The 25,065-nt window shown below is 56.8% G+C and carries 23 protein-coding genes and 2 pseudogenes; 8 read left to right on the top strand and 17 right to left on the bottom strand.

The features are described from left to right. Positions 1 to 35 precede the first annotated feature (35 nt). From BLQ98_RS16075 to BLQ98_RS16045, 6 genes are all read left to right on the top strand, one after another. Positions 36 to 671, top strand: coding sequence for a hypothetical protein (locus BLQ98_RS16075; protein WP_208596085.1), 636 nt, complete (start codon positions 36 to 38; stop codon positions 669 to 671). Between the two features lie 969 nt (positions 672 to 1,640). Then, complete coding sequence (locus tag BLQ98_RS16065) at positions 1,641 to 3,236, top strand: phosphoethanolamine transferase (protein WP_244148464.1); 1,596 nt, start codon at positions 1,641 to 1,643, stop codon at positions 3,234 to 3,236. Next, positions 3,233 to 3,634 (top strand): diacylglycerol kinase, encoded by a 402-nt coding sequence (locus BLQ98_RS16060; protein ID WP_093734263.1) that lies wholly within the window; start codon positions 3,233 to 3,235, stop codon positions 3,632 to 3,634. The genes BLQ98_RS16065 and BLQ98_RS16060 overlap by 4 nt, the downstream gene beginning before the upstream one ends. Positions 3,635 to 3,748: 114 nt before the next feature. Continuing rightward, positions 3,749 to 4,405 carry a response regulator gene (locus BLQ98_RS16055; RefSeq protein ID WP_093734262.1) on the top strand — a complete coding sequence of 219 codons (657 nt, stop codon included), beginning with the start codon at positions 3,749 to 3,751 and terminating at the stop codon, positions 4,403 to 4,405. Next, positions 4,402 to 5,769 (top strand): sensor histidine kinase, encoded by a 1,368-nt coding sequence (locus tag BLQ98_RS16050; RefSeq protein WP_093734261.1) that lies wholly within the window; start codon positions 4,402 to 4,404, stop codon positions 5,767 to 5,769. Before BLQ98_RS16055 ends, BLQ98_RS16050 begins: the two co-directional genes overlap by 4 nt. Positions 5,770 to 6,591: 822 nt before the next feature. Beyond that, on the top strand, positions 6,592 to 6,915 hold the full coding sequence (locus BLQ98_RS16045) for a TA system antitoxin ParD family protein (protein ID WP_425263965.1): 324 nt from the start codon (positions 6,592 to 6,594) through the stop codon (positions 6,913 to 6,915). 202 nt (positions 6,916 to 7,117) lie between these two features. Here the strand turns inward: BLQ98_RS16045 and BLQ98_RS18685 are convergent. From BLQ98_RS18685 to BLQ98_RS15995, 13 genes and pseudogenes are all read right to left on the bottom strand, one after another. Continuing rightward, positions 7,118 to 7,318, bottom strand: a pseudogene (locus tag BLQ98_RS18685) (hypothetical protein); the annotation flags it as partial. Next, positions 7,290 to 8,851 (bottom strand): annotated as a pseudogene (gene tnpC / locus BLQ98_RS16040) (IS66 family transposase). The pseudogenes tnpC and BLQ98_RS18685, both read right to left, overlap by 29 nt. A 54-nt stretch (positions 8,852 to 8,905) precedes the next feature. After that, positions 8,906 to 9,259: an IS66 family insertion sequence element accessory protein TnpB gene (gene tnpB / locus BLQ98_RS16035; protein WP_167354568.1), complete on the bottom strand. Its 354-nt coding sequence runs from the start codon at positions 9,257 to 9,259 to the stop codon at positions 8,906 to 8,908. Beyond that, a complete protein-coding gene (locus BLQ98_RS18315; RefSeq protein ID WP_208596084.1) occupies positions 9,256 to 9,435 on the bottom strand; it encodes a hypothetical protein in 180 nt (59 codons plus the stop codon). Before BLQ98_RS18315 ends, tnpB begins: the two co-directional genes overlap by 4 nt. After that, positions 9,428 to 9,691 (bottom strand): transposase, encoded by a 264-nt coding sequence (locus tag BLQ98_RS18140; protein ID WP_141135355.1) that lies wholly within the window; start codon positions 9,689 to 9,691, stop codon positions 9,428 to 9,430. Before BLQ98_RS18140 ends, BLQ98_RS18315 begins: the two co-directional genes overlap by 8 nt. A gap of 81 nt (positions 9,692 to 9,772) precedes the next feature. After that, positions 9,773 to 10,996 carry an ABC transporter transmembrane domain-containing protein gene (locus tag BLQ98_RS16030; RefSeq protein ID WP_093734259.1) on the bottom strand — a complete coding sequence of 408 codons (1,224 nt, stop codon included), beginning with the start codon at positions 10,994 to 10,996 and terminating at the stop codon, positions 9,773 to 9,775. Between the two features lie 9 nt (positions 10,997 to 11,005). After that, positions 11,006 to 11,539: a cupredoxin domain-containing protein gene (locus BLQ98_RS16025; RefSeq protein WP_008282871.1), complete on the bottom strand. Its 534-nt coding sequence runs from the start codon at positions 11,537 to 11,539 to the stop codon at positions 11,006 to 11,008. Positions 11,540 to 11,646: 107 nt separating this feature from the next. After that, the gene (locus tag BLQ98_RS16020) at positions 11,647 to 12,363 is read right to left on the bottom strand and encodes a copper-binding protein (protein ID WP_093734258.1); all 717 of its coding nucleotides are present in this window, start codon (positions 12,361 to 12,363) and stop codon (positions 11,647 to 11,649) included. 46 nt (positions 12,364 to 12,409) lie between these two features. Next, positions 12,410 to 13,768 carry a multicopper oxidase family protein gene (locus tag BLQ98_RS16015; RefSeq protein WP_027238593.1) on the bottom strand — a complete coding sequence of 453 codons (1,359 nt, stop codon included), beginning with the start codon at positions 13,766 to 13,768 and terminating at the stop codon, positions 12,410 to 12,412. Positions 13,769 to 13,779: 11 nt separating this feature from the next. Then, positions 13,780 to 15,243: a TolC family protein gene (locus BLQ98_RS16010; protein WP_093734257.1), complete on the bottom strand. Its 1,464-nt coding sequence runs from the start codon at positions 15,241 to 15,243 to the stop codon at positions 13,780 to 13,782. After that, a complete protein-coding gene (locus BLQ98_RS16005) occupies positions 15,243 to 15,464 on the bottom strand; it encodes a hypothetical protein (RefSeq protein ID WP_244148462.1) in 222 nt (73 codons plus the stop codon). Before BLQ98_RS16005 ends, BLQ98_RS16010 begins: the two co-directional genes overlap by 1 nt. A gap of 73 nt (positions 15,465 to 15,537) precedes the next feature. Beyond that, complete coding sequence (locus BLQ98_RS16000; protein ID WP_093734255.1) at positions 15,538 to 15,960, bottom strand: hypothetical protein; 423 nt, start codon at positions 15,958 to 15,960, stop codon at positions 15,538 to 15,540. Between the two features lie 172 nt (positions 15,961 to 16,132). Continuing rightward, positions 16,133 to 16,342, bottom strand: coding sequence for a heavy-metal-associated domain-containing protein (locus BLQ98_RS15995; protein ID WP_093734254.1), 210 nt, complete (start codon positions 16,340 to 16,342; stop codon positions 16,133 to 16,135). 138 nt (positions 16,343 to 16,480) lie between these two features. Between BLQ98_RS15995 and BLQ98_RS15990 the strand changes: the two genes are divergently transcribed. Next, on the top strand, positions 16,481 to 18,964 hold the full coding sequence (locus tag BLQ98_RS15990; RefSeq protein ID WP_093734253.1) for a heavy metal translocating P-type ATPase: 2,484 nt from the start codon (positions 16,481 to 16,483) through the stop codon (positions 18,962 to 18,964). A 34-nt stretch (positions 18,965 to 18,998) separates the two neighbouring features. Here the strand turns inward: BLQ98_RS15990 and BLQ98_RS15985 are convergent. Beyond that, positions 18,999 to 20,086, bottom strand: a protein-coding gene (locus tag BLQ98_RS15985; protein ID WP_093734252.1) for an IS3 family transposase whose coding sequence is annotated in 2 segments (ribosomal slippage) — positions 18,999 to 19,825 and positions 19,825 to 20,086 — 1,089 coding nt in all. Because the reading frame shifts where the segments join, the coding sequence is not laid out codon by codon here. A 167-nt stretch (positions 20,087 to 20,253) separates the two neighbouring features. On the opposite strand from BLQ98_RS15985, the gene BLQ98_RS15980 reads away from it, so the two are divergent. After that, entirely contained in the window at positions 20,254 to 20,460 is a 207-nt protein-coding gene (locus tag BLQ98_RS15980; protein WP_093734251.1) for a heavy-metal-associated domain-containing protein, read from the top strand. A 190-nt stretch (positions 20,461 to 20,650) separates the two neighbouring features. Here BLQ98_RS15980 and ccmI read toward each other — a convergent pair whose 3' ends face one another. Genes ccmI through BLQ98_RS15965 form a run of 3 tightly spaced genes read right to left on the bottom strand, consistent with a single transcriptional unit; the run spans position 20,651 to position 24,290 of the window. Continuing rightward, the gene (ccmI, locus tag BLQ98_RS15975; protein WP_093734250.1) at positions 20,651 to 21,808 is read right to left on the bottom strand and encodes a c-type cytochrome biogenesis protein CcmI; all 1,158 of its coding nucleotides are present in this window, start codon (positions 21,806 to 21,808) and stop codon (positions 20,651 to 20,653) included. Beyond that, on the bottom strand, positions 21,808 to 22,284 hold the full coding sequence (locus tag BLQ98_RS15970; protein WP_093734249.1) for a cytochrome c-type biogenesis protein: 477 nt from the start codon (positions 22,282 to 22,284) through the stop codon (positions 21,808 to 21,810). Before BLQ98_RS15970 ends, ccmI begins: the two co-directional genes overlap by 1 nt. Before the next feature lie 5 nt (positions 22,285 to 22,289). Continuing rightward, positions 22,290 to 24,290 (bottom strand): heme lyase CcmF/NrfE family subunit, encoded by a 2,001-nt coding sequence (locus BLQ98_RS15965; protein WP_093734248.1) that lies wholly within the window; start codon positions 24,288 to 24,290, stop codon positions 22,290 to 22,292. Positions 24,291 to 25,065: the final 775 nt, after the last annotated feature.

The raw sequence follows: 25,065 nt of genomic DNA, 5'->3' as shown, positions 1-25,065 counted from the left end.
TCATCTGACAGTTCGTACTAATTTCGGAGACGAACATGACAGCAAACCGCAGGAAACCTGGACCAAAGCTCCCATACACTGATGAAATGCTGGAACGGGCCATTGAAGCCGCAGAGGCGGACCAAGATGTTGCTGAGATCTGCCAGAAAAGTGTGGCAGAGAAACTCAACCACCTGTTCAGGCTGAACTACAGGCCACGGGCTGGTGACATGGAAAGCAACATCAAACGGATCTTAGATCTCCGTCATGATGAGCAGGCGCGACGAAGGATAGCGTCTCTCCCCAGCGAGGTCGTTGCAAGGTTTGATGCAGACCTACAGGACTATCGGTACCGTGGGCTTCTCAACATCGCTGAAGCTCACGGCGTCCTCACCGACCAAATCCAGATCCAGTTAACCGAAGCGGAACAAGAAGTGCGCCGGATGCGAACGGCCTATGACGCAGAACGTGAAGCTCGGATGCAGGAGACCAAGCGTGCAACGGAGGCGGAAAAACGAGTCCTGACGATCCAGAAAAAACTTGATGCCGAGGAGCGCAAGAGTGCACGTTTTGAGCGGAAAATCCAAACGCTGAATCGCTCGAATGCCGATGATGCAACCTTAATTTCGAAGGCTGATCTGGCCCAGTTTCTCAGCGAGGTGGTTGCAAAAAATGGTTTAGGCGGAGTGTAAAAGCTGCCCCCAAAAATCGGACGATTCATCGAACGGTTTCTCGAGGGCTTGGCCTCCGATTAGGCCTGTGGATCGAGATCGTTTAACATAGCGGTCTCTTTGATCGTCATCGCCCGCCAAGATTTCGGCATCGGTGTCGGCTCCCGCAAATAGCCCATTTCTTCCTCCGATTCAGAGGGGGCGCAGGGCACGTGCAGCCGGGTTATTAGGTTCAGTGCCTCATGAAACTGCCGTTTTCCATTGCTCGGGATAGAGAACCTCCCAATCCAGCTCGTCGGGGCCGCCCCGATTTAGAAAGTCGATGTATTCATCGGGAAGCGCCGCATCGACTTTCCTCAGGAAAGAACGCAAAGTCAGAGTGCGACGTGCGACGGGGTCCTTTTTCAACCGAGAGGTGTAGGGAAGCACATAAAATTGCGTGGCGCGCATAAGTTTGCGCGTCGCAGATGCAGCTAAATATCCTGAAATTCTGTTAATTCAATAACTTAATTGATTCACTCAAATACGGAGGGCTTATAGGATCGCGCCAGGCTTGCCGCCTCCCCCTTCAAATCCGAGTGAATATTCCAATTAGCTTCAATCACTCCATGGCCATTGCCCATGACATTGGACTGGACCCTTTCGCAACGCCCCAATCAGCTCCGCGTTTTATGTTTACAATTACCTTCGCTTAGGACAGGCGGCGATTACGGCCCTAAGCGAACATTCATTAGCTGCTGCAATGCTGCCTGCGGCAGGCAATGGGACCATGTGAGCCTTGACCCCACCGCAATCTTATTCTGGCCGAACCTGCCACTTCAAAGAAAAGGCGGCGTTCGAACTCTAATGGTTTTAATTCGTAAGCTTCTCGTAAGCTTCCAATGATCATGAGCACGCAATTAACCTTGCGAGATCTCTACAATGCCAACTTTTCACTCCCTTAGATGCCGAACGGCAGAACTGCGTGAGCGGTTAACTATTTCGCCACTCTTGCTGACCGTTCTGACCATCACATTCATGTTCTGTGTCGACAATGGCACGTTCTGGGTGATCGCTGCGGATGTCTTCTCGGGCCATCTGATTTCCCTGATCGGATATATGGCAGCATTGTTTCTTCTGACGCTGGCGGCATTCAGCCTGTTTGCCTTTCCGTGGACAGTCAAACCCTTTCTGATTTCGATGCTTATCTTGGCTGCTATGACATCGTATTACATTGATACGCTGGGGATCATCATAGACCGTGACATGATACAGAATATTATGGTCACAACCGTCAGTGAATCCAGACACTTGATAACGGCTGGCTACGTCACCCATGGTGTCATCTTCGGCATTTTACCCTCGCTCGTGGTGATCTGTGTCCGCATTCGACCGCAGCGAGCCGTCAGGGCAGCCGTGACACCGATACTGACATGCGTTCTAAGCTTTGCGTTGGCGGCGGGCTTGTTGATGGCCGATCTGAAATCCTATTCTTCCATCCTGCGCGAACGGAAAGATTTCATGAGCAGCTATCAGCCAGGTGCGCCGCTCGTGGCCGCGATCCGATATGCTAAAATGATGTCGCGTTCAGCCGAGCTGGACCTCGCCAGCACCGGAACGGACGCACAGACCGGCGCTGCGTATGAGGCGCCGCAAAAGCCCATGCTGACGATTGTTGTTGCCGGTGAAACAGCGCGCGCCCAAAATTTCAGCCTGAACGGCTATGATGTTGACACAAACCCCGAGTTGGCACAGTTGCCGATCATCAATTTCAGCAACGCGCAGTCTTGCGGAACTGCGACAGCCGTATCGCTGCCCTGCATGTTCTCGAAATTCAGCCGCGACACCTATTCGTATGAGAACGGCACTTCGACCGAGAACGTGCTGGATGTGCTGGGGCACGCAGGGCTGCATGTTGAATGGTGGGACAACAACACCGGTGACAAAGGGATTGCCGCGCGGTTCAAGACGCGCAAATTTACCGACCTGAACAATTCGGAATTCTGTTCGACGGGTGAATGTATGGACGGAATATTCATTGAGCCCCTCAAAGACTACATCTCGTCGATCACCGAAGATACCGTTCTGGTCCTCCACCAGATGGGAAGCCACGGACCGACCTACTACCAGCGTTACCCAGAAGACTTCGAACGTTTCAAACCGGCCTGCCGCTCCTCAGAGTTCAAAAAATGCACGCCACAGGAGATTACCAACGCCTACGATAATACCATTGCCTATACCGATCATATCCTCGCCCGGATCATTGGCATGCTGTCCGCAGATGACCGTCTGGCCACATCGCTGATCTATATGTCGGATCACGGTGAATCTCTGGGTGAGCATGGGCTCTATCTGCACGGCGCACCCTATTTCATGGCACCGGAAACGCAAACCCATGTGCCGATGATCCTGTGGTTGTCTGATGCCTTCAAGACCCGCTTTGGCATTGATGAAAGCTGCGTCGCCGCACAGGAGAACAACCCGCTTTCGCATGACAACCTGTTCCACTCGCTGCTTGGTTTGCTTAATATCGACACAGCAGAGCGAAATGCCGATCTGGATATCTTTTCTTCCTGCAAAACCAGAGTAGAGTTGGCCAAGATATGAAGTTTGATAAGACAATCCGGCCTCAGAAACCTGCGCGGGTCACCGGGGTTGCCCATGTCTTTGCCGCGGCAGGATATTCGATCGGGGGCATCCGCAGGCTATGGTTGGAAACTGCGTTCCGGCATATCGTCGTGGCTTTGCCGCTATGTGGTGTGCTGTTGTACGTCATGGATGCGGAACTCTTCGAGTACCTGATCCTTTTGATCCTGTTCTCCGGACTCATCGCAGTGGAAGCACTGAACACGGCGATCGAATGTATCGTCGACCACCTGACACCGCAGTGGGAGGTGTTCGCGCGCGACGCAAAGGATCTGGGATCACTTGCAACGATGTGCCTGCTGTTTGCGAATGGCGTTTTTCTGTGTGCTGTGGTTTTGCGTTCTTCCGGCATAGGCTGAAAGGCATCCGATGGATAGGTCGAGAAAGGAGACGTTTCTCATGCGCAAACGGCAGTCGAAATCAAGCGTTGGGCGAACTGTGGCAAGCTTCTCATCGGATCGGACTGGACCAAAATGCGCATCCTCCTGATTGAAGACGAAGCTGCACTTGCGCGGCCGCTCAAAGAGCATCTGGAGGCTGATCAGAACATTGTCGAATGGTTTGACACGCTGGACGAGGCCGATGCCGCGCTGCGCACCTTGGATTATGATGTGGTTCTTTTGGACCTGAAACTGCCTGATGGAGACGGGCTCATCTTTCTCAGTTCATTGCGGGCGCGGATGCTGCGGACGCCGATCATCATTCTGACTGCGCGCGACAAGGTCTCGGACCGGATTGACGGATTGAACCGTGGTGCCGATGACTATGTGATAAAACCCTTCGATCTCGATGAGGTAAAAGCGCGCGTTCACACCGTATGTCGGCGGAGCGCAAACCAGATTGCGCAAACTGTCCAGCTGCGCGATCTGGTGATCAACCTGTCGGATCACAGTGTCATCCGTGCTGGGCAACCGGTCCGGCTGACCGCAAAGGAATGGGGTGTGTTTGAAACGCTGCTGCGCCGAAAGTCACAGATCGTGCCAAAGGAGAGCCTCGAGGCCTCTATCTATGCCTACGGTGAAGAGATAGAAAGCAACGCTCTCGAAGCACATATCAGCCGCCTCCGCACAAAATTGGGCAAAGACCTGATCGTAACGCACCGGGGTATGGGGTACGCACTGACAAAATGATTAACCGCCGCAAAAGCCTGTTTCAGTCGCTTCTGGGTTCGTTGCTTTTGCCCGGACTGATCGTCATGGTGGTAAGCGTTTTCATCGTCCTCCATGTATTCATGGACGAATATGACGAACTGCTCGATGCCAGCCTCACTGGCAAGGCCCATCTGCTGCGCGACATCATCGAAACCTCCCAAAGGACCACGGGAAGCATCGGCACCGGTGCGGGCAATCTGCTGGACTACGAAAGCGATCTGCGCAAGCCGAATGAGCGGGCTTTGCTGTGGTATGTCGGTGTGAACGGTGAGGTCATGGCGCGATCCATGACAGTAGGAACTTTCGCGCTGCCTGTACCACTGCTTCCAGGCCTGAGCACCACGCGCGGGCATCGTGTCATTGTTCTGCCGTCGGATCAGCCTGGGATGGGAAGCGTGGTGGTGGCCGAACCGATGATCGAACGCAGCGAAGCGATAACCGATGTGATCATCGGGGTCGTTGTCGGTTTAGCACTGCTGGGACTGCTCTTTGCCCTTGCGTCATTCTGGGCGGTTCGCCGTTCAGTTGCGATGATTGCAGAGCTCAGCCGAAACATCGCCGAAAAGAACGAACACAACCTGTCCCCTATTGATCGTGACAATACATTCGCCGAGATCACGCCGGCGATTGACACGCTCGACGGGCTGATGTCGCGGCTCGACCGCGCGTTGCATGCGGAACGTGCCTTTGCCACCAATGCCGCCCACGAATTGCGCACACCCGTCGCGATTTGCCTGGCCCAGGCGCAAAGGCTTCGGGCAAAGATCAATGACCCGGTCCAAACCGGCAACCTTGTCGAAATCGAGACGGGTCTGAAACGTCTGGAACGCTTGATTGAACGCCTGCTGCAATTGTCACGGGCGCAGTCCGGGTTGGGCCTGAATGCGTCTGTGACAGACCTAAATCCAGTGATCACGCTCCTGATGAACGAATTGCGCAATCAATGCCCGGATACTGACAAGCTGGTGCTGAAATTCCCCACAGGCCGCTGTTTAAGCCGCGTCGATCCGGACGCATTGGGTATCATCCTGACCAACATATTCGACAACGCCCTGAAACACGCCTGTGGCACTGCACCCACGATCGTGGATGCCAGTCGGCCGGGAGATGTGTTGGTATCAAACGACTGCGCCCCGCTATCCACTACCGATTTTGAAGCTATGAAACAGCGATTTATCCGACGCGACACAGTTTCAGACGGATACGGTCTTGGACTGTCGATCGTTCAGGACCTGTGCAATCAGTCTGGCTGCCAATTCGAGATCTATGGCCCCCGTCCGGACAATCCACGCGGTTTCGCAGCCGTCGTGCGCCTGCCCAAAGTTGAGATTATCAAAGCATAGCGAATGAAAATGTCGATTTCGTCATCGATGGACATATGTCGCAACCGCGGCGAATGTCTGCTTCCCGCCGTCCTTCCCACAGACCTCGCAAATTCAGCATGAACCACGCGAGCGCGGCTAACGGCAACTTTATCCGCGCAGCAGACATCTGGGATGATAACACCACCCTCACAGGTTTCTTTGACAGCATTAGCCCATCGAAATCTAAATTGCGTTCGGGAATACACTTGATCGTTCAACACATCTTGTATGAGCTCGATGCGGGTAGCCGTGCCTTCATTAAGTGGCGGCAAGGTCTCATACGGCGACCGCCGCAGTAGCAAGCGCACGACCATTTATAATGCCGATATCAATATTACCCGTCCGCTATTCCCTGCGAATAATGAGCGCTCTACCTCGCGAAACGTAGCGCTCGTGGGAGTCGTGGAGGCCTTGGTTGCGCGGTGCCCCTATCGCGCAACCAAGGTGATCTGTCGAAATCGAAATTTACTTCGCAATGCATAGTGAGAAGTGTCGGGGCACTTGGTAGGGCCGAGCGCATGCGCGGTGTAATTGCCCCCTCGGCCGATGATGTGGCCTGAAGACTACCCGAGAGGAGTTCCCTAAGCGTAGTATTTCCTGTGGGACGGCACAGAAAATGATAGCATTCGACGGCGCAACAGGAGATGATCAGACCGCAAGCTGACTAATCCATCAGCAGGATGGTAATGATCGGCCGTGGCAGAAAGATGCTTTTGCGATTTTGATATTCTTTGGTACATTACCACCAATATAGAAATGTAAGGGGCAATCGTGGAGCAATCCGTGAAACTCGCCGATGATATGATGGCTTTAGTCCGCCGCGAGGCAGAACTTCGGGGTCGTTCAATCAGTGATCAAATTTCACACTGGGTAAAAATTGGTAGAGCGTTTGAACGTTCCGACCAGCTTGGTCATAGCCGCACGTCCCCAGCACTCGCAGACGAAATCGGCGTGCTCTCACCGGAGGAAGAGGCTTGGGTTAAGAACTTTGTCGAGAAAATGGGATACCCAACGGAGTCCGAAATAGCGTTTCATGCTCGGCGCTCGTCGCTCGGAGGTGGCGTGGGACTGGATGCGGACGGCAATCTCGTCTGCGCCACACGGAATGCCCCCGCCCAAGACTAAACCTTGATGAACAGTTTGAGAAAATGCCCATACTTGTTTTTACAATTTCGATTGTTCGGGTCACACGGTAGGCTTCAACCCACTATAGCGGGCTAAATTCCTCTGCACTTTTTTGGCTTTTTTTCGGCGTCGCTGGGTCTGGTGCCAACTCCTCTGCCTGAGACAGCGCCTGCTAAAGCGTATCAATGCGCTGGTCCTGTTGCAGAAATCTCCCTGAATCTGCTGGATTTGCGCCACGCGAAATCTCCTCACGCTCTTCTAAACTCAGCGCATCAGTGCGCCTAAATCGGTGACGCGGTCTAACGCCGCCATGATACTGGAGATACGAGAAAACGGTAGCAGGAGGCTTGTCGTAAGCGGTGCGCCGATCCCACCTATTTAGCGTAATTCCATGGTAGCAGATCGTTGATCTGGCTTTGTTTGTGGCCTGCGACGATGGCAGTGACCGTATCTGTCAGATAGGCATGCGGATCGACACTGTTCAATTTGCAGGTCTCGATCAAGGAAGCGATGACGCCCCAGTTTGTGGCTCCGTCGTCGTGGCCAGCGAAGAGTGCGTTTTTGCGGTTCAGAGCTATGGGACGGATCGTGCGTTCCACTGCGTTGCTGTCCATTTCGATGCGGCCGTCGGTCAGAAACAGGCACAGTCCGTCCCAGTATTTTGCGATGTATTTGAGGGCTTCGCCCAAAGGGGCTTTGGCAGACAGCCGCGCGCGGTTGGTCGTGAGCCACTCTTCAAACGCGGCGATCAACGGTGCTGATTGGTCTTGCCGTGCTGCCAATCGCACCTCGGGTGCCAGACCCCGGATATCCTTTTCGATCCGGTAGAGTGCAGCGATCTGTTTCAGCCCGTCTTCTGCGATTGGGGCGGTGCCAGATTGTGCAACTTCGTGCAGTTTGCGGCGTGCGTGGGCCCAACAGTAGGCCAGCGCAACCCTATCATCGACACGTTTGAGTAGGCGATTGTATCCCGCATACCCGTCCACTTGGAGGATGCCAGAGAAGCCTTTCAAAATGTCATCTGCATATTGGCCGGAACGCCCGGGCGCATATGTAAAGGCGACGCCCGGTGGAGCCGCTCCACACCATGGCCTTTCATCGCGGGCCAGTGCCCAGAAGTAACCAGTTTTGGTTTTACGTTTGCCAGGATCAAGCACTGGTGCTCTTGTTTCATCCATGAACAGTTTGGTTGAGCTTTTCAGATCAGCCATTAACGCATCGAAGACAGGACGGAGTTCATAGGCTGCCTTGCCGACCCATCCTGCGAGGGTGGAGCGATCCAGATCGATGCCTTGGCGGCTGTAAATCTGTGCTTGGCGATACAACGGCAAGTGATCCGCGTATTTGCTGACAAGAACATGCGCCACCGTTGCCTCTGTCGGCATACCACCAGGGATAAGCCGGGCGGGTGCAGGTGCCTGAACAACCCCATTGGTGCAGGACCGACATGCATACTTTGGGCGGCGGGTAACGATCACACGGAACTGGGCGGGGATGATGTCCAATCGTTCAGACGTATCCTCACCAATCATATGGCGTTCAGCACCGCAACCGCAGGTCATGCTATCGGGCATAATCACTTCTTCAATACGCAGTAAATGTTTGGGGAATGAGCCACGGTTGGTATTGCGCGGTTTTGTCGGGCGCGATGCAGGTGGATCCACCGCGTCATCTTCAGCGTGGACCGCCGCCATCCCTTGCCGGCAGGTGATGCTTGCATCACCGAGAGGGCCGTTTCGATGTCTTCCAGCGCCAGCTCAAACTGCTCGGGATCGGCCTTCTCAGAGCGTGCGCCAAACAGCGCACGCTTGAAGTCAGCAACCAGTTTCTCCAACTGATCGATACGATCCTGCTTGCGCAGATTGCGGTCCTCTGAGGCGGCAAGCAGCGCCTTCAGGGCCTCAATATCATTAGGGAGATCGGCAGGTTTTGACATGGGGAATGACTACCATTTCCTGCACCTCAATACCCCTGCAAAAGACGGCCTGATTCATTCTGCCGCAGTCGGCGGACGCGCGGACAAAGCCCTTACTTTCCGCCAGTCCAATCCTGAGAATAGCGCTTCAAACTGGGCGTGGTTCAGCGCCATCAAGCCATCTTTGATGGCGGGCCAGGTGAAGATATGCTCCTCCAGCCTCTTGTAAGCCATGACCAGCCCGGTGCCGTCCCAATACAACAGCTTCAGCCGATCTGCCCGTTTCGAGCGGAACATAAATACGGTCCCCGTGAAGGGGTCTTTGCGTAACTCGTTTTTGACAAGCGCTGCCAGACCGTCATGACCTTTGCGGAAGTCTACCGGCTTGGTCGCCACAACGATCCGCACCCGGTTTGAAGGGAACATCATGAGGGCGCATTCAAGGCGCGAGCAATCTCGGCAATGCGCGCCGCTGATGTTCTTGCATCCAATCGCACGGTGACAGCACCACATATCAGATCCAACGGCGACAGCTGCGCAGGTTCAGGTGCCACATCGACATCCTCGCGCACAATCAGCGCTGCAAAGCTCGGTTCTTCAGCCAAAGCAGGCAGAACCAGCTTGCCCTCCCGGGCCATGCGCCGCCATTCTCCCTCTCGGGACCTTGCTGCGCAAGACCCTGCCGGCGACGGACATATGATTGGCCCGCATGTCATACCGCCGCTCAACTGCGTCCAGCGAGGCACCCTCCACCAGCGTCTCGGCCACAATTTGCGCCTTCACCGCATCCGGCCAACGGCGGTGACCACGCGGCCCCACCACCATATCAATGTTACTGAGAAACTCCGTTGAGCGCTCCATGGAGAAACTCCCTGATAATCCATCCGTCAGGGCTGAATCTCAGATCAGAGGCTCACAAGGAAGGTGGGGGCGGCACATCGCTTACGGCTTGTGATCGTCTGCCCGAGCTTTCCCCGATCGCTGAATCGATCCAGTGAAAAAGGTCGTGATTTCCTGGTACCGGATCCGCGTGTCTTCCAGCGTCTGATAGTAACTGAAGAGCTCTTTCAGCGGTGCCGAGAAGTCCTTGTGTGCTGCCAGGACGGCCACCAGCGCGCCGAGTGTAATGCGACCTTCGATGACGAAGTATCCGCCTAGAGAATAGAACAAGAACGGTGTTAGCGCGGTCAGAAAATTGTTGAGGGCCTTGATGAAGAACTTCAGACGGAAAATCTTCCTGCGCACGTGCTCAAGCTCTCTAAAACTTGCACTCACTGGCAGCAGCCCGGCCGAATTGACCTGCCGTTGGCGCAATTGATCGCTGAGCTGCCTGCCAAGCTGTCGGACTTCCTTGATCCTGGTGCGCGAAAGCGCGTTGACCCGGCGTTGCAGCTTGGGCAGCAGCACAAGCTGAATCGGCAGTACGGTCAGTGCTGCGGCACCCAAGACAGGGTCCTGAACGAACATGAAAAACAGGATCGTCAAAAGCGTACCGCCTTGCAGGATTGGCAGCGTAAGGACGTCCGCCGCGAAGCCACCGATGGGCTCGACTTCCTGTGCGAGAATAGGGACGATCTCGCTTTGGTTTCCGGAGTCTGGATCGCTGCGCCATTGCCGATAGACCAGCAGGCGGAAGCGCCGCAGAAAACGCTCCGCGACATACCCTTTGAAGACGTTTAGGCCATATTTGTTTAACCCATTCAGGATGATCGCCAGAAGATAGAGACCGCAAAGAAGTATGAGGAAAACGACCTGATCGAGGTCTCGTCCCAGAACGACGATCGGGAAACGGTCGGAATCCAGAGCGTTGTTCACGATCTGTTTTGGCAGTTCCAGGGTCAGATAGAGAATAGGCATCGCGATGAGGCTAACCACGATCATCAACGCCTGCTGCCTTCTCGAATAGCGCAAGACGGTGCTGAAAAGACTTCCTTCGAGCCCTCGTATGGGCTCTGGGTGGATCGCAGGCGTGCTGCGGTACTTCCAAAGCTTCAGAATGCCGCGAATAGCAAGATATGAGCCAACGGTGATCAGTAGCGCAGGCGCCAAGACCAGTATGAGATGAATGAACGGGTGCACCCAGTCTGGCGTGACATCGTTGTAGTCGTACCCAAAGGCGGCAGCTACGTCGTGTACAAGCAGGTGATACCTGTCCAAGAGTGACATTGAAAATGTCTAACCCTTGGATTTCGGCGCAAGGTGATCGTGCACGATGATGACGCCCCACATGCCCGCTTCCCGGTGGCCGGGGATCAAGCACACGAACTCCAGGTTGGTCATATCGGAGAACTCCCAGATCAACTCGGCATTTTGTCCACTAGGGATCGAAACTGAATTGGCGTTGTCATGTTGCATATCGGGATGTTCGCGCATCCACTGCTGGTGTTCTGCAACCTCGTTAAAGGAGCCGAGAAAAAACTCGTGATCCAGTCCGCCCAGATTGCTGATCAAAAAGCGGATAACTGAACCGCTCTCGATGTGGAGTGCGTCCGGCTCGAAAAGCATGTAGCCGCTTTCTGTCTCCCTGATGGACAATTCAATCGTCGTGTCGATTGAGGAGCCATCACCGGGTTTCCCGATCGGATCATGGCCAGGCACTTCGAATGCACGCGCGTGAGGCTGCTGGCCCTTGCCACTGGAAGCGCCCACTGAAAAAGCCGGAAGGACGAGCGCAAGGGCGATGGTGCAGGTTCTCAGGAAATTCGTCATGCTCGGCTACCTCCGTAGCGCTTGATTTTTTGGGATCTTCTTGCTTGCTCGGGCCAAGCCTCAAAGCGATGGGGCCAAGGCGTTTGCCCTGGCCCCATGGATTTTCATCACTTGATCTGTGTGACAGTGAGTTTGCCCTTGACCCGGTCAGCGACGAATTCGATGTCCTGACCTTCCGACATGTTCGCGATCATCGTCTCGTCCGCGCGAAACACCATAGTCATCGCGGGCATGTCGAGGTTGACCAGAGGGCCGTGGATGATTGTGACCTTGCCAGCCTTGGCGTCGATTTTCTTGATGGTGCCGCTCGTGTATTCCACGTCAGCCTGAGCCATCTGGTCACCGACTGCGACCTCACGGTGCATGCCGGATTCGTAGTGGCCAGGGATCAGGCACGCCGCTTCGAACGTACCAGAATTCGCGAAAGTCCAGACAACCTCACCCGAAGCGCCCGCATCGAGACGGATACGGTTCGGATCGTCATGTTCCATGTCCATCTTGGCCATTTCGATCTTATGCTCGGCATTACGCTCTACCGTGTCGAGGACAAATTCATGCTCCAGCTCACCCTTGTTGGTGATGTTGAAGCGGATGGTTTCGCCCTCCTTGATATCCATCGGCTCACTCTCGATCAGCATCTGGCCCTCATCGTTTTCGAGCAAAGTGACGTCGATTGTGCGGTCAACCTTGGCGGCGTCACCCGGCATGCCGACCATCATTGCGGCTGGCTTGGTCTCCCCATGTCCAGCGTCGTGTGTACCTGCAGCAAAGGCCGGTGCTGATAGCGCGATCGCGAAGCTTGTCGTCAAAAGAAGATTTCTCATTTTATTGTCCTGTAGGTTGGTTCGGTTGGAGATGACGAAGGGCCGCTCAGCCCTTCGAGGTTGGTTTCGGTGTGAGAATGGTCTTGGGGCTGTTGTTGGAGGCAAAGTCGGGTAATTCGCCAGTCCATTCGTAGGCCATCTCGCCCGGAGGGTTCTCGTACCAGCCGGGATCGGAGTAATCGTCCGCGTCGATGCCGTCCCGCACCTTCACGACCGAAAACATGCCGCCCATCTCGATGGGTCCGTACGGGCCCCAACCCGTCATCATCGGGATGGTATTGTCGGGTAGCGGCATTTCCATTTTTGCCATGTCCCCCATGCCGGACATGCCCATCGGCATGTATTCCGGCTGGAATTGACGGATCTTCTGGGTCAGCGGCTTCTTGTTCACTCCGATGAACGTCGGCACGTCATGGCCCATGGCGTTCATCGTATGGTGCGATTTGTGGCAATGGATCGCCCAATCTCCCAGATGATCGGCGACGAATTCGTAGGCGCGCATCGCACCTACGGGAATGTCGATGCTGACCTCCGGCCACTGTGCTTCAGGCGGCACCCAGCCGCCATCCGTGCAGGTGACCTTGAAGTCATAGCCGTGCATATGGATCGGGTGGTTCGTCATCGTAAGGTTCCCAACCCGTACTCGCACCCGGTCGCCCTTGTTCACGACCAGCGGATCAATGTCGGGGAAGATCCGGCTGTTCCAGGTCCAAAGGTTGAAATCCGTCATCGTCATGATGCGGGGTACATAGGTACCCGGATCGATGTCGAAAGCATTCAGCATGATCAGGAAATCACGATCCACCGGCATGAATGTGGGATCCTTGGGGTGGACCACGAACATGCCCATCATCCCCATCGCCATCTGGGTCATTTCATCGCCGTGGGGGTGGTACATGAACGTTCCGGACTTCACCAAGTCGAATTCGTAGACGAAGGTTTTGCCCGGCGGGATGCTTGGATGGCTCAATCCGGAGACCCCATCCATGCCTGAAGGAAGAATGAGCCCGTGCCAGTGCACCGTTGTGCCTTCCGGCAGCTTATTGGTGACGTAGATGCGCACCCGGTCGCCTTCGACTGCTTCGATCGTCGGGCCGGTGGATTGGCCGTTGTAGCCCCACAAATGCGCGATCATGCCGTCGGCAAGCTCGCGTTCTACCGGTTCGGCCACGAGGTGAAATTCTTTCACCCCGTTGTTCATCCGGTGCGGCAGGGTCCACCCGTTCAATGTGACCACAGGTGTGTAGTCCGGCCCGGTACTAGGACGCGCCGTGATCGCCGTTGCTGCGCTATCCATTTGGGCAGCTTCGGGCAGGCCCATGTTCAGGGTTTGACCCCAGGCTTTCGAAGATACCAGCGTTGCACCTGCCGCGCCGGCTCCGAGTAATTGACGTCTGTTTAGCATGTCAGTTCCTTTCAGTGTCCTGCGCCGCCACCGGCGGCAAGTGTCGCGCCTTCTCCACCAGCACCGCCACCGCCTTCGCCGCCGCCATAGATCGCAGCGGTCAGATCAGCCTGTGCCATGTAGAATTCGCGTTTTGCGTTTGCCGCTTCCAGTGATGCGCCCAGTTTCTCGCGCACGTCTGTCAGCAGCTCGAAAGTGTTGGTGATCATGCCGTTATAAGACAGCAGCCCCTCTTCTTCGACGGTCGTGCGTAGCGGCACCAGAACGTCGCGATAGTGGCGGGCGATCTTATACGCGGCGTGATAGGAGGCTTCAGCACCACGCGCTTCGGACCGGACGTTGACGGCTCTTTCTGCCAGCACGTTGGCTGCTTGCAGGTACGACAATTCCGCCTTGCGCATCCGTGCCTTCCCGGTGTCGTAGATCGGGATTGCGAACTCCACCTCCACCTGAGGGGTGGTCACGGTTTCTGTTTCCCCGTCCTCGATTTCCCGCTCCGCTTCGAAGCCGGCAATGAATTCGAGATCGCTGATAATGCGGGTCTGGTCGGTCAGACCGAACGCCTTGGCCTGTGCTTCCAGGCCAAGTTTGGCAACGCGCAGATCAACCCGATTCCGCAATGCCTTCGCTTCGATGTCAGTCACACGGCCGACGGAACGCGGCAGCGCAGGAAGGGCATCGGGCACATAATAGTCGACCTGGGTGCCCCACAGCCCCATGAGCCTGGTCAGCTGCTCCTTGGACCGGGTAGCATTCAAGCGTGCCTGGGCAAGTTGTCCGGCGAGTTCGGCGTTGAAGGCCTGTTCACGAGCCTGCCCGGCTTTGTTCAGCGCGCCGGTCTCGCCAAGCCTCATCGCCAATTCCGACCCGGCGTCAGAGGTCGCTTTCGCGCGGCGAAGATAGCTCACGGCCTCGAAGGCAGCTACGGCATCGACCCATGCCTTCCGCGTTTGATTGGCCAGTGCGAGCGTGTCGTTCACGGCGCTCAGCTGTGCCTGCCGGAAGCTTGCGTCAGCAATGGCCACACGTTGTTTACGGGTGGTGGCATCGAGTACGTTCGACCGTATCAGTCCTTCGATCGCTCTGTAGGCACCCAGTTCGGGCGCACCGATGCCCAATACACCAATCGAAACGATCGGGTTTTCCGGGGTCGATTGCTGCCAGGCCTCAGCGGCGGATAGGCCGACATTCGCATAAGACGCCTGCAACCCCTTGTTGTTCAGAAGCGCAACCTGAACGGCGGTGTCCGCCGAAATGGTCTTGCGGTGCACCATTGCGTGCACCTGCTTCTTGAAGGCCTCGTTTTCGGCCTGGGTTTCGGCGAAGGCTGTCCGTTTGCCGATGGCTGGTGTGACCTGGCTGGAAATATTGGCGAAGCCAGCTTTTGGTTCCGTGTAGATGCCCGGCACTGCTGTAGCACAGGCACCCAAGATTAGCGGAAAGCCGAAAACCAGCGGAAATTTCGATACCCGCATCAGTTGCCCTCCGTCTGTTCTTGATTGACGGAACGCCAGTCGCGGGGACCTGTAGGGCCGCGATAGGTGTAGCCCGCCAAGGGGTCCTGATAGCTGATCGGTGACGAAACTGCCGCGTTGACGACGGCCTGTTGGGGCGCGACGGACGGCAACGGGGTGGGCTCATAGGCGCATGCGCCAAGCCCGAGGGCCGAAGCCCCCACAAGTAGATGAATTTTCATGAAAGTAACCTGATTGGTGAACGTTATCTCACGCAGAATCTGCGCAAGGCTCACACCCGATTTGGGCGCCGGTTCAGATCAGGAATCGAGGGGGCCGAAGAAACCCTGCTGTTTCTACCGAATACGTTTGACCGTCCAGAATGACATATTCACTTGTACCAACCGGCTCTGCTCTGATCCTGCTGTCTTCGATGAAGACGACAGAAATACAGATGCCGTTGCAACACTCTTGGGATTGTTGCTCTTTGCCATCCTTGTCGGACGCTGCGATGTCGATGTCGCTTGCGACCCCAAGCTTCTCATGCGCGTGATGCGCATCGCTTCCGGTGTCATGAGTCATGGCAGCACCAACGACACCAACAGACCTGGCTTGATGTCCGTCATGCATGCCGGATGCCGCGTGAGCGGCAGAAGGTGGTGAAAACACCAATGCCAGCGCAAACGCAATGCACGTAAACGCCCTTGTCCAGCTTGATATGAAAACTCGAAAGCTCATGCCGCGAATATCGGAGAGCGATGCAGTACAGTCAATCCGTCCTGCGCAGGAAGGTTTGTCGCTTTTTTTGAAACAGGCGAGTTTTGGCCGCTGCTGTCAGAGAGTGTTGCATATCAGCGACATAGAGAGAGCCACTATCTCCGTCCAGCGGAGCGTTGCTGACGCATCTTGGCTACTGAACCTCTGCCAGCTTCTCAGACCTGTAGCCCGCATCGCTGATCGCTGCGGCCAATGCAGTTTCATCCAGAGTGCTGTCTACGTCGACGATACGTGCAGTCAGATCGCACGAAACCGTTGCATCTGGGTCGGCCGCCATAATGGCCTTTTGGATGGAAGCGGTACAATGGCCGCAACTCATGTTCGGTACGCTGAATCTGAACATCGCAATCTCCTTTGACGACATGCATGTAAGGCGTTCCGTCGCGGGAAGGTCAATGGCCAGAATTTTATTCTACAGGCCTGTTGACCTTCCAGTAACTGGAGGCCCTATCTGTAGGAGGATCAGAACAAGGAGATTCTCATGTCGGATCCGCGCACCCTTCGGCTTTCCCTGCAAAACATGTCCTGCGCGTCCTGCGTCGGGCGCGTGGAACGTGGCCTCACGGCTCTGCCGGGGGTCAGCGATGTCCGTGTCAATCTCGCCAGAGAGACCGCCCAGGCGCAGATCGACGCACCGGAGCGCATCGCCGAAATCGCCACGACCCTTCAGGAGATCGGCTATCCGGCCCGGAGCCGGAGCGTACGTCTGAACATTTCATCTATGTCCTGTGCCTCGTGCGTCGGTCGGGTGGACAAGGCACTGGCAGTGCTGCCGGGCGTGCTGGACGTGAACGTCAACCTGGCCTCGGAAACCGCTACTGTCAGCTATCTGGAGGGCGCAGTCGCGGTTGCCGACCTTATCAAGGCGGCCAGCGACGCAGGTTACCCCGCAACGCAGGCCGAAGACAGTTCATCGGAAGACGCAGGAGCCCGCAAGAACGAAGAGGCGCGGGATCTGGCACGACGGACTGTCGTTGCAGCGACCCTCGCCCTGCCGGTGTTTCTACTTGAGATGGGCGCACATCTGATCCCCGGCATGCACGGTCTGATCGGTGACACCATCGGCCATCGGGCCAGCTGGATGATCCAGTTCGTGTTGACCACGGCAGTCCTGCTCTGGCCAGGACGTGCTTTCTACACACGCGGTTTCCCGGCACTGTTGAAAGGCGCGCCGGACATGAACAGCCTTGTCGCGGTTGGCACTTCGGCGGCCTACATCTATTCGCTCGTGGCGCTTTTCGCACCGACGCTGCTGCCTGCGGGATCGCGCGCGGTCTATTTCGAGGCGGCGGCGGTCATCGTGGTGTTGATCCTTCTGGGCCGCTGGCTGGAGGCCCGCGCGAAGGGCCGGACCGGGGCTGCGATCCAGAAGCTGCTGGGCCTTCAGGCCAAGACAGCCCGTGTGCTGGTTGACGGGGAGCCGCAGGATGTGGCCATCGACCGCATCGTCGCGGGCGATATTCTGATCGTGCGCCCCGGCGAGCGGATTGCAGTGGATGGTGAGCTGACCGAGGGCAGTGCCCGTGTGGACGAGAGCATGATCACCGGCGAACCGGTGCCGGTGGCCAAATCCGTGGGCGATCCCGTCACCGGCGGCACCGTCAACGGCAGCGGTGCCTTCCACTTCCGCGCGACGCGTGTGGGCGCCGACACGACGCTGGCCCAGATCATCCGGATGGTCGAAGAGGCGCAGGGCGCCAAGCTGCCGATCCAAGGGCTGGTGGACCGGATCACCCTGTGGTTCGTGCCCGCGGTCATGGCATTGGCGCTGTTGACGGTGATTGTCTGGCTGTTGGTCGGTCCTTCGCCCGCGCTGTCATTTGCGCTGGTGGCTGGCGTATCCGTGCTGATCATCGCCTGCCCCTGCGCGATGGGTCTTGCCACGCCAACGTCGATCATGGTCGGCACGGGACGTGCCGCCGAGATGGGCGTGCTCTTCCGCAAGGGCGACGCGTTGCAACAGCTATCCAGCGTGGATGTGGTGGCGCTGGACAAGACCGGAACGGTTACCCAGGGCCGCCCGGAACTGACCGATCTCGTGCTTGCGGACAGCTTTGACCGCACCGAGGTGCTGGCGCTTGTCGCCGCTGTTGAGGCGCAATCGGAACACCCGATCGCCGAGGCAATCGTGCGCGCGGCAAAGGTCGAGGGCGTCGCGCGGCATGACGCCAAGGATTTTGAATCCATCACCGGCCACGGCGTGCGAGCAAAAGTGGCGGGCCGCGAGGTGCTTGTCGGGGCCGACCGCCTGATGATCCGCGAGGGGCTGACAATCGGCGATCTGGCCGACGAGGAGCGCCGTCTGGCCGAACAGGGCCGCACCGCACTTTTCGCGGCGATCGACGGTCGTGTCGCCGTCGTCATCGCTGTAGCCGATCCGGTGAAGCCGTCCAGCGCCGCTGCAATCCGCGCCTTGCACGCACAGGGACTGAAGGTTGCCATGATCACCGGTGACAAGCGCGAAGCGGCAGAGGCTATCGCCCGCGAAACCGGCATCGACCATGTGATCGCGGGCGTTCTCCCCGACGGCAAGGTGGCGGCGCTCGACGATCTGCGCGGCGCGGGCAAGCGCATCGCGTTCGTTGGCGACGGGATCAACGACGCACCCGCGCTTGCCCATTCGGACGTGGGTATCGCCATCGGCACCGGTACAGACGTGGCCATCGAATCTGCCGACGTGGTGCTGATGTCCGGCGATCTGCGCGGCGTCGTGAACGCCCTCGAGGTGTCGCGGAGCACCATGCGCAACATCCGCCAGAACCTGTTCTGGGCTTTCGGATATAACGTCGCCCTGATCCCGGTGGCGGCGGGCGTGCTTTATCCGGTGTCGGGGCTTTTGCTTTCACCGGTTCTGGCTGCCGGTGCGATGGCGCTCAGCTCTGTCTTCGTGCTGACGAATGCGCTGCGGCTGCGCCGCGTGCGCCCGGCGATGGACGAAACGGCGCGCCCCGTCTCCGAAGGGTAGTCCCCCCATTTTTAATGGGGTCCAGCCGTAGAATTCACGCAGCCGTTTTCAGTTTCATGGCGGGTGTGATGCCGCCGATGCCCATGTTGGGTCGCTCGTTGTTGTAAGTCCAGAGCCATTGTGTTGCTTGGTCTTGTGCCTCCTCAATGGTTTCGAAGATGTATTGCCCCAGCCATTCGCCACGAACGGTGCGGTTGTAGCGCTCGATATAGGCATTCTGTTGGGGCTTGCCGGGCTGGATATATTCGAGCCGTACATTGCGTTTCTCAGCCCATTCCATCAGCTTAGCACTGACGTATTCTGGGCCGTTGTCCACACGAATAGCTTGGGGCTTTCCGCGCCACTCGATGATTTGGTTCAGGCTCCTGACAACCCGCTCAGCAGGCAGCGAGAAGTCCACTTCGATGCATAGGCCTTCACGGTTAAAGTCATCCAGCACGTTCAATGTCCTGATCGAGCGCCCATCTGCCAGCTGATCCGCCATAAAATCCATCGACCAAGTCTCATTAGGCTTCTCAGGCACTGCCAGCGGTTCCGGCTTGTCGCGCTTCAGCCGTTTCCTGGGCTTGATCCGCAGGTTCAGCGCAAGCTCGCAGTAGATCCGGTAGACTCGTTTGTGGTTCCATCCATAGCCCTGAACATTGCGCAGATACAAAAAGCACAGGCCAAAGCCCCAGCTACGTTTGTTGGTGGTCAGGCGTTCCAGCCAGTCCGCAATCTCTTCGTTCTCATCATTCAAAACAGGGCTGTAACGATAGCAGGTCTCGCTAGTCTCAAACGCACGGCAGGCCAACGCGATACTGACGCCGCGCCTTACGACTGCATTCATGGCCATCTCTCGCCTTTGAGACGGCCTCAGCGCTTTTTTCCAAGCGCTTCCTTCAGCAGGTCGTTTTGCATGCTCATCTCGGCATACATGCGCTTCAGACGACGGTTTTCCTCGGCCATATCCTTCATCTCAGACATCAAAGACGCATCCATGCCCCCAAACTTGGCGCGCCACTTGTAGAAACTGGCGCTGCTCATTCCGTGTTCGCGGCACAGCTCAGAGACCGGCACACCGCCCTCCGCCTGCTTCAACACTGCCATGATCTGTGCGTCGCTGTATCGTCCGTTCTTCATCGTAAATCTCCTCAGATACCTTGCCGAGAAAATTCCACTTTTGAACACCGCTAATTTTAGGGGGGATTACCCCCCCACTGGAAGGTCAAGCGGATTGGAGTGTTTTTTATCCTTGACCTTCCGGCGCTGGAATCACGTACAAGCCAATGCAAATGAAGGAGGCAAATATGAGCAGGTTCACCGTTACCAACATGAGCTGCGGCCATTGCACTGAGGCAATAGAGAAATCAATCCAGGCAATTGATCCAACCGCAACGGTTGCGTGTGATTTAGCCACGAAGATCGTTACGGTCGAAAGCTTTATCAGCGACCGTGCGGTGTCCGAAGCGATCCGCGAGGCCGGGTACGACGTGTCAGCGCGCGCTGCAACCTGAAACGCGATTGGTACCGGAAATTTAGAACGTACAATTCATCACGCTAGGCCGCCTCGGAGACCCGCACTCCTCATCGGGAAGGTTCAGTGCTGTGCTGCTGCGAAAAATCCGCTACAGAAAATTTCTCCAGTCACGGAGTCGGAGGGATGGAGGTATCGATGTCCATCTTGGTATCTAACCTTACTTCCGACTATCCTCCAAGATTGGATAGCGCTTCCCGGATCGACCGCTTTCTTGGGTCGTCCAAAGCCAAATTTTTGGCAAGCGCCTCTGCCGTCTCAAATGCTTGACGAGCCTTGTCCGTCTCGCCAAGCACGCGATATGCGTTGCCAAGGCTTAGCCACCCGTCCAGATCGTCAGGGTCTTCGGCCAGACGGTTGGCGAGGCCATCGACCATCGAACGGATGAAGGCAGCGCGGTCTTCCACGCTCATTTCTGAGGCTGCCGCGAGATCCTCCCGGGTTGGTTTGGGGGGAGCATCGGTTGCGGATATAAAAGTGGCCACGCTCACCGGCTCGCGACCGATCGCTTCGCCGATGCGATTGGCTTGCGCGACGAATAGTTCCATCCAGGGCTCCGGACCGGCCGCCTGTTCCAAACGGGCTACCAACAGATCATGCGCCTGCTCGCTGCCTCCGGCCTGGTCGAGTGCGATGGCCTCGTAGAAGGTTGCGGCGGGATTTGTCGGGTCCAGTTCTCGCGCCCGCCGGATGGCAGTTCGCGCTTTTGGCGAAACGATGCCATTCTCGGTCGCGACCAGGGCCTGGGCATATTGCGACAATATCGCCGAGGTTGCGTCGTCCCGGCCTATCACGTTTTCCATGGCCGATGCAGCGTCGGCATACTCGCCCATGCGCATATAGGTCTGCCCGAGCAGCATCCAGCCCTCTGTCTGACCGCCTTCGGGGTCGCCTTGAAGGCGCTCCAGCAACCGTCCGGTCAGTTCGGCGATCTGCGCCTCTTCGACACGCTCCTCCTTCCGATCCGCAAACGGCACACCCGGAATTCGAGGCGACCCCAGCTGTATATAGAGAGCCCCAGCAATCAGCGGGACCATGAGAGCCGAAAGCCACAATGCGCCGCGGCCTCCGGTTTCGAAATGTCCTGTAGTCGATTTGGTCCGTTCAAGTGCGATAAGTCGGCGTTCGATTTCAACCTTGGCGGCTTTGGCTTCTTCCGTCGAAATCAATCCGCGTTCGGCGTCTTTGTCTATCTCCCGCAACTGATCGACATGGACTGTAACTGCGCTCGCAATCCTATCTGCCGCGACCGCCTCAGACCTACGCAGCGGATCGAGCATAATGATTACTGTCAGCGCCGCGAGACCTGCGAAAAGGACCCAGATCATCACACCCTTTCCTTTTTCTCGGAAGCAAGGATTTCGGCGACGATACGTTTTTCATCATCGTCGAGCTCGTTCACAACCTTTGTGCCGCCGCTCTTTCGAAGTATCCCAATTACACCGATGCCGCCAATCAGCATAAGAGCCGCCGGAGCCAGCCAAAGCACATAGGTTTCCGGTTTGAATGGCGGTTTCAATAGTACGTAATCGCCAAAGCGCGCGCGGATATAGTCGATGACTTCCTCGTCAGTATCGCCGGTTGTAAGACGTTCCCGGACCAATAGCCGCAGATCGCGCGCCACACCGGCGTTTGAATTGTCGATGTTCTCGCTCCGGCAAACCAAACATCGCAATACTTTGGATATTCCGCGGGCGCGCGCCTCAAGTACGGGGTCGTCCAGAACCTCGTCTGGTTCAACGGCTCCGGCGGCGAATGGCAGCGTTGCCAGTATCGCCGCGGCGACCAAATTCTTCCAGTTCATATTGGTTACTCCGCCGGTGTTGCGGCAATCTTGCTCTTTATGGCGCGACGTGGTGCGCCGACGCGCAGACGCCTGTCGGAAAGGGACAAGCCGCCCCCAAAAATCATCATGATCGACCCCATCCAGATGAAGAATACGAGGGGTTCGTACAGAATCCGGAGCGTCCATGCGCCCTGGTCTGACGCCGTTTCGGATGCGGGTTCGGCCAGGGACGCATAAAGATCGCCCGCCAGGGTAGAGCGGATCGCCGACTCGGTGGTCCTGCTCTGTGCCACCGGATAGCTGCGCCGCTCGGGATAGAGCGTCGTGACGAATTCACCCTCCCGGCTGACTGTCAGTGTCCCGCGATCGGCGACATAGTTTGGTCCTCGGACCTGCTCGACACCGTCGAACCGAACGTCAAAACCTGCGATTTCGATGATGGAGCCCGGTTGTACAAATACGATCTCTTCCGATTTCCAGGCGCTAGAGCCGACGAAGCCGAACATCGCAATTGCAAGCCCGACATGTGCCATCGTCATCCCGTGGGACGCGCGCGGTAAGTTCCGGGCGCGACGTATGGATTCGGACATTGGCACATCAAGAAGCCTGATCCGAACCGTCCATTCCCGCAGCGTCGCCAGCAGCAGCCAGATGGCGATCGCAACCGACAGATAGGCAAGAACGGGCCCGCCCCTAAGAACGTACCAAGTGGCCAGACCGGCCAGCCCCATCAGCACCGCTAGGAAACGAAGCCGCTGGAAGACCCCCTTGAGATCGGTGCGCTTCCACGACAGGAACGGCCCGATGCCCATCATCACCACCAGCGGCAGCATAATCGGAATGAAGGTCGCGTTGAAGAACGGCGGTCCGACCGAGATCTTGTCACCGGTAACCGCCTCCAAAACCAGCGGATAGAGCGTTCCGAACAATACTGTTGCAGTCGCAGTCGCCAGTAGCAGGTTGTTAACCAGCAGACCGGCTTCGCGGCTGATCGGCGTAAACAAGCCGCCGCCCTCCATCGCAGGTGCGCGCCAGGCATAAAGCGTTAGCGAACCGCCAATGGTAATCGCCAGCAGGCCGAGGATATAGAGGCCGCGTTCAGGATCGACGGCGAAGGCATGGACGGAAGTCAGAAGGCCGGACCGCACGATGAACGTGCCCAGCAGCGAAAGCGAAAACGTGAGGATCGCCAGCAGAATGGTCCAACTCTTGAAGGCGCCGCGCTTTTCGGTGACGATCGCCGAGTGCAGAAGCGCCGTGCCAAGAAGCCAAGGCATAAAGCTCACGTTCTCGACGGGGTCCCAGAACCACCAACCGCCCCAGCCCAGTTCGTAATAGGCCCACCACGATCCGAGCGCGATTCCCGCCGTCAGGCTCATCCAGGCGACCAATGTCCACGGCCGCACCCAACGGGCCCAGGCGGCATCAACCCTGCCCTCAATCAGCGCTGCCACAGCAAAGGAAAACACGATCGAAAAGCCGACATAGCCGAAATAGAGCAGCGGCGGATGCATTGCGAGACCGAGATCCTGCAGGAGCGGGTTCAGATCATTGCCGTCCAGAGGTGGCGGAAACACCCGCGCGAACGGATTCGAGGTCAGGAGCAGGAACGACAGGAAGCCCGTGCTGATCCACGCCTGCACCGACAGCGTTCGAGCCTTCAACGCATCCGGTATGTTGGACCCGAACAACGCGACGCCCGCACCGAATATCGCCAAGATAAGAACCCAGAGCAGGAGGGACCCCTCATGACTGCCCCAAGTCCCGGCGACCTTGAAGAGCATGGGTTTGAGCGAATTGGAATTCTCGACAACGTTCAACACCGTGAAATCGCTCACAACGAAAGATCGCATCAGTGCCACAAAGGATATGCCGATCAGGACCAGTTGCGCTATGGATGAACTGCGCGCGCTGCGCATCCAGAGCAAGTTGCCGCGAGCCGCGCCAAGCATGGGCAGAATGCTCTGCACCAGTGCAGCGGCAAGCGCGAGAGCGAGCGCAAATTGTCCTGTCTCGGGTATCATCGATGTTTCCTTGGTTTCTGGACACTCCTATTCATCTGCTACGGCCCTCCCAGAGGGGAAGGTCAATAGCTGATGCGCCTGAAGTAAGCTGCGGCGCGGTGCAGATCGGTTTGAAGTGGCGAAGTGCGCATTTTCTCTTGACCTTCCAGCGATGGAAGTTGGTTAGATTGGCGCTCTCTAAAAAACGATCTGGCGAGCGGTATTCTGACAGATATAGAGGCATAGAGTAGGAGCCAAAACTTGATGTCCAGCCAACTGAACGTCGAGATTTCTCGATTTCGCAGCCTACGCCTGCCATATGTGAGGCGATATCCGTTAAAGCTTGCGCCATTTCTATTGCTCGCGGGCTGTGGATTAGCTTTTGAGGATTGCCCTCTTGACCAGCCGGGCTTTGCGGTGTCGCGAAACCTCCAGGAAATCCTTCCGACGGGTTGCGAGGCCGTAGAACCCGGACCGAGTGTTACGCGACTTGCTTGTGCGGATGGACGTGTCGGTTACGCTTTTCCGCCATCAACTACGCTGCAACTTGAAAGTGCCGATTAGCACGTCTTGAGTTGCTACACAGAAACCTCAAGGCGGAATTGTATTGTCGAAGCGGCACCTCTCTGCAAGAATTGTGGTTGAGATGTATTTAGGCTGATCGGAAAGTTTTCATCAAAGTTAGTTCGCTAGCGCTAGATTGGGGACTGTCCTGAATTTTGTGCTTTGGCGTGGTAACTGCTCTATAAGGAGACCCACGTATGAGCATCGACAAAAAGCTATTAGACCAACTGAT

The organism is Sulfitobacter litoralis (assembly GCF_900103185.1).
In the GTDB taxonomy this organism is placed as follows: domain Bacteria; phylum Pseudomonadota; class Alphaproteobacteria; order Rhodobacterales; family Rhodobacteraceae; genus Sulfitobacter; species Sulfitobacter litoralis.
Note: the sequence above shows the minus strand (reverse complement) of the source record. Positions and strands in the feature narration are given on the sequence as shown.

Coding starts and splice junctions, on each gene's coding strand:
- BLQ98_RS16075 (WP_208596085.1), top strand. CDS start 36: ATGACAGCAAACCGCAGGAAACCTGGACCAAAGCTCCCATACACTGAT.
- BLQ98_RS16060 (WP_093734263.1), top strand. CDS start 3,233: ATGAAGTTTGATAAGACAATCCGGCCTCAGAAACCTGCGCGGGTCACC.
- BLQ98_RS16055 (WP_093734262.1), top strand. CDS start 3,749: ATGCGCATCCTCCTGATTGAAGACGAAGCTGCACTTGCGCGGCCGCTC.
- BLQ98_RS16050 (WP_093734261.1), top strand. CDS start 4,402: ATGATTAACCGCCGCAAAAGCCTGTTTCAGTCGCTTCTGGGTTCGTTG.
- BLQ98_RS16045 (WP_425263965.1), top strand. CDS start 6,592: ATGATGGCTTTAGTCCGCCGCGAGGCAGAACTTCGGGGTCGTTCAATC.
- tnpB (WP_167354568.1), bottom strand. CDS start 9,259: ATGATGTTCCCTTCAAACCGGGTGCGGATCGTTGTGGCGACCAAGCCG.
- BLQ98_RS18140 (WP_141135355.1), bottom strand. CDS start 9,691: ATGGAGCGCTCAACGGAGTTTCTCAGTAACATTGATATGGTGGTGGGG.
- BLQ98_RS16030 (WP_093734259.1), bottom strand. CDS start 10,996: ATGTCACTCTTGGACAGGTATCACCTGCTTGTACACGACGTAGCTGCC.
- BLQ98_RS16025 (WP_008282871.1), bottom strand. CDS start 11,539: ATGACGAATTTCCTGAGAACCTGCACCATCGCCCTTGCGCTCGTCCTT.
- BLQ98_RS16020 (WP_093734258.1), bottom strand. CDS start 12,363: ATGAGAAATCTTCTTTTGACGACAAGCTTCGCGATCGCGCTATCAGCA.
- BLQ98_RS16015 (WP_027238593.1), bottom strand. CDS start 13,768: ATGCTAAACAGACGTCAATTACTCGGAGCCGGCGCGGCAGGTGCAACG.
- BLQ98_RS16010 (WP_093734257.1), bottom strand. CDS start 15,243: ATGCGGGTATCGAAATTTCCGCTGGTTTTCGGCTTTCCGCTAATCTTG.
- BLQ98_RS16005 (WP_244148462.1), bottom strand. CDS start 15,464: ATGAAAATTCATCTACTTGTGGGGGCTTCGGCCCTCGGGCTTGGCGCA.
- BLQ98_RS16000 (WP_093734255.1), bottom strand. CDS start 15,960: ATGAGCTTTCGAGTTTTCATATCAAGCTGGACAAGGGCGTTTACGTGC.
- BLQ98_RS15995 (WP_093734254.1), bottom strand. CDS start 16,342: ATGTTCAGATTCAGCGTACCGAACATGAGTTGCGGCCATTGTACCGCT.
- BLQ98_RS15990 (WP_093734253.1), top strand. CDS start 16,481: ATGTCGGATCCGCGCACCCTTCGGCTTTCCCTGCAAAACATGTCCTGC.
- BLQ98_RS15980 (WP_093734251.1), top strand. CDS start 20,254: ATGAGCAGGTTCACCGTTACCAACATGAGCTGCGGCCATTGCACTGAG.
- ccmI (WP_093734250.1), bottom strand. CDS start 21,808: ATGATCTGGGTCCTTTTCGCAGGTCTCGCGGCGCTGACAGTAATCATT.
- BLQ98_RS15970 (WP_093734249.1), bottom strand. CDS start 22,284: ATGAACTGGAAGAATTTGGTCGCCGCGGCGATACTGGCAACGCTGCCA.
- BLQ98_RS15965 (WP_093734248.1), bottom strand. CDS start 24,290: ATGATACCCGAGACAGGACAATTTGCGCTCGCTCTCGCGCTTGCCGCT.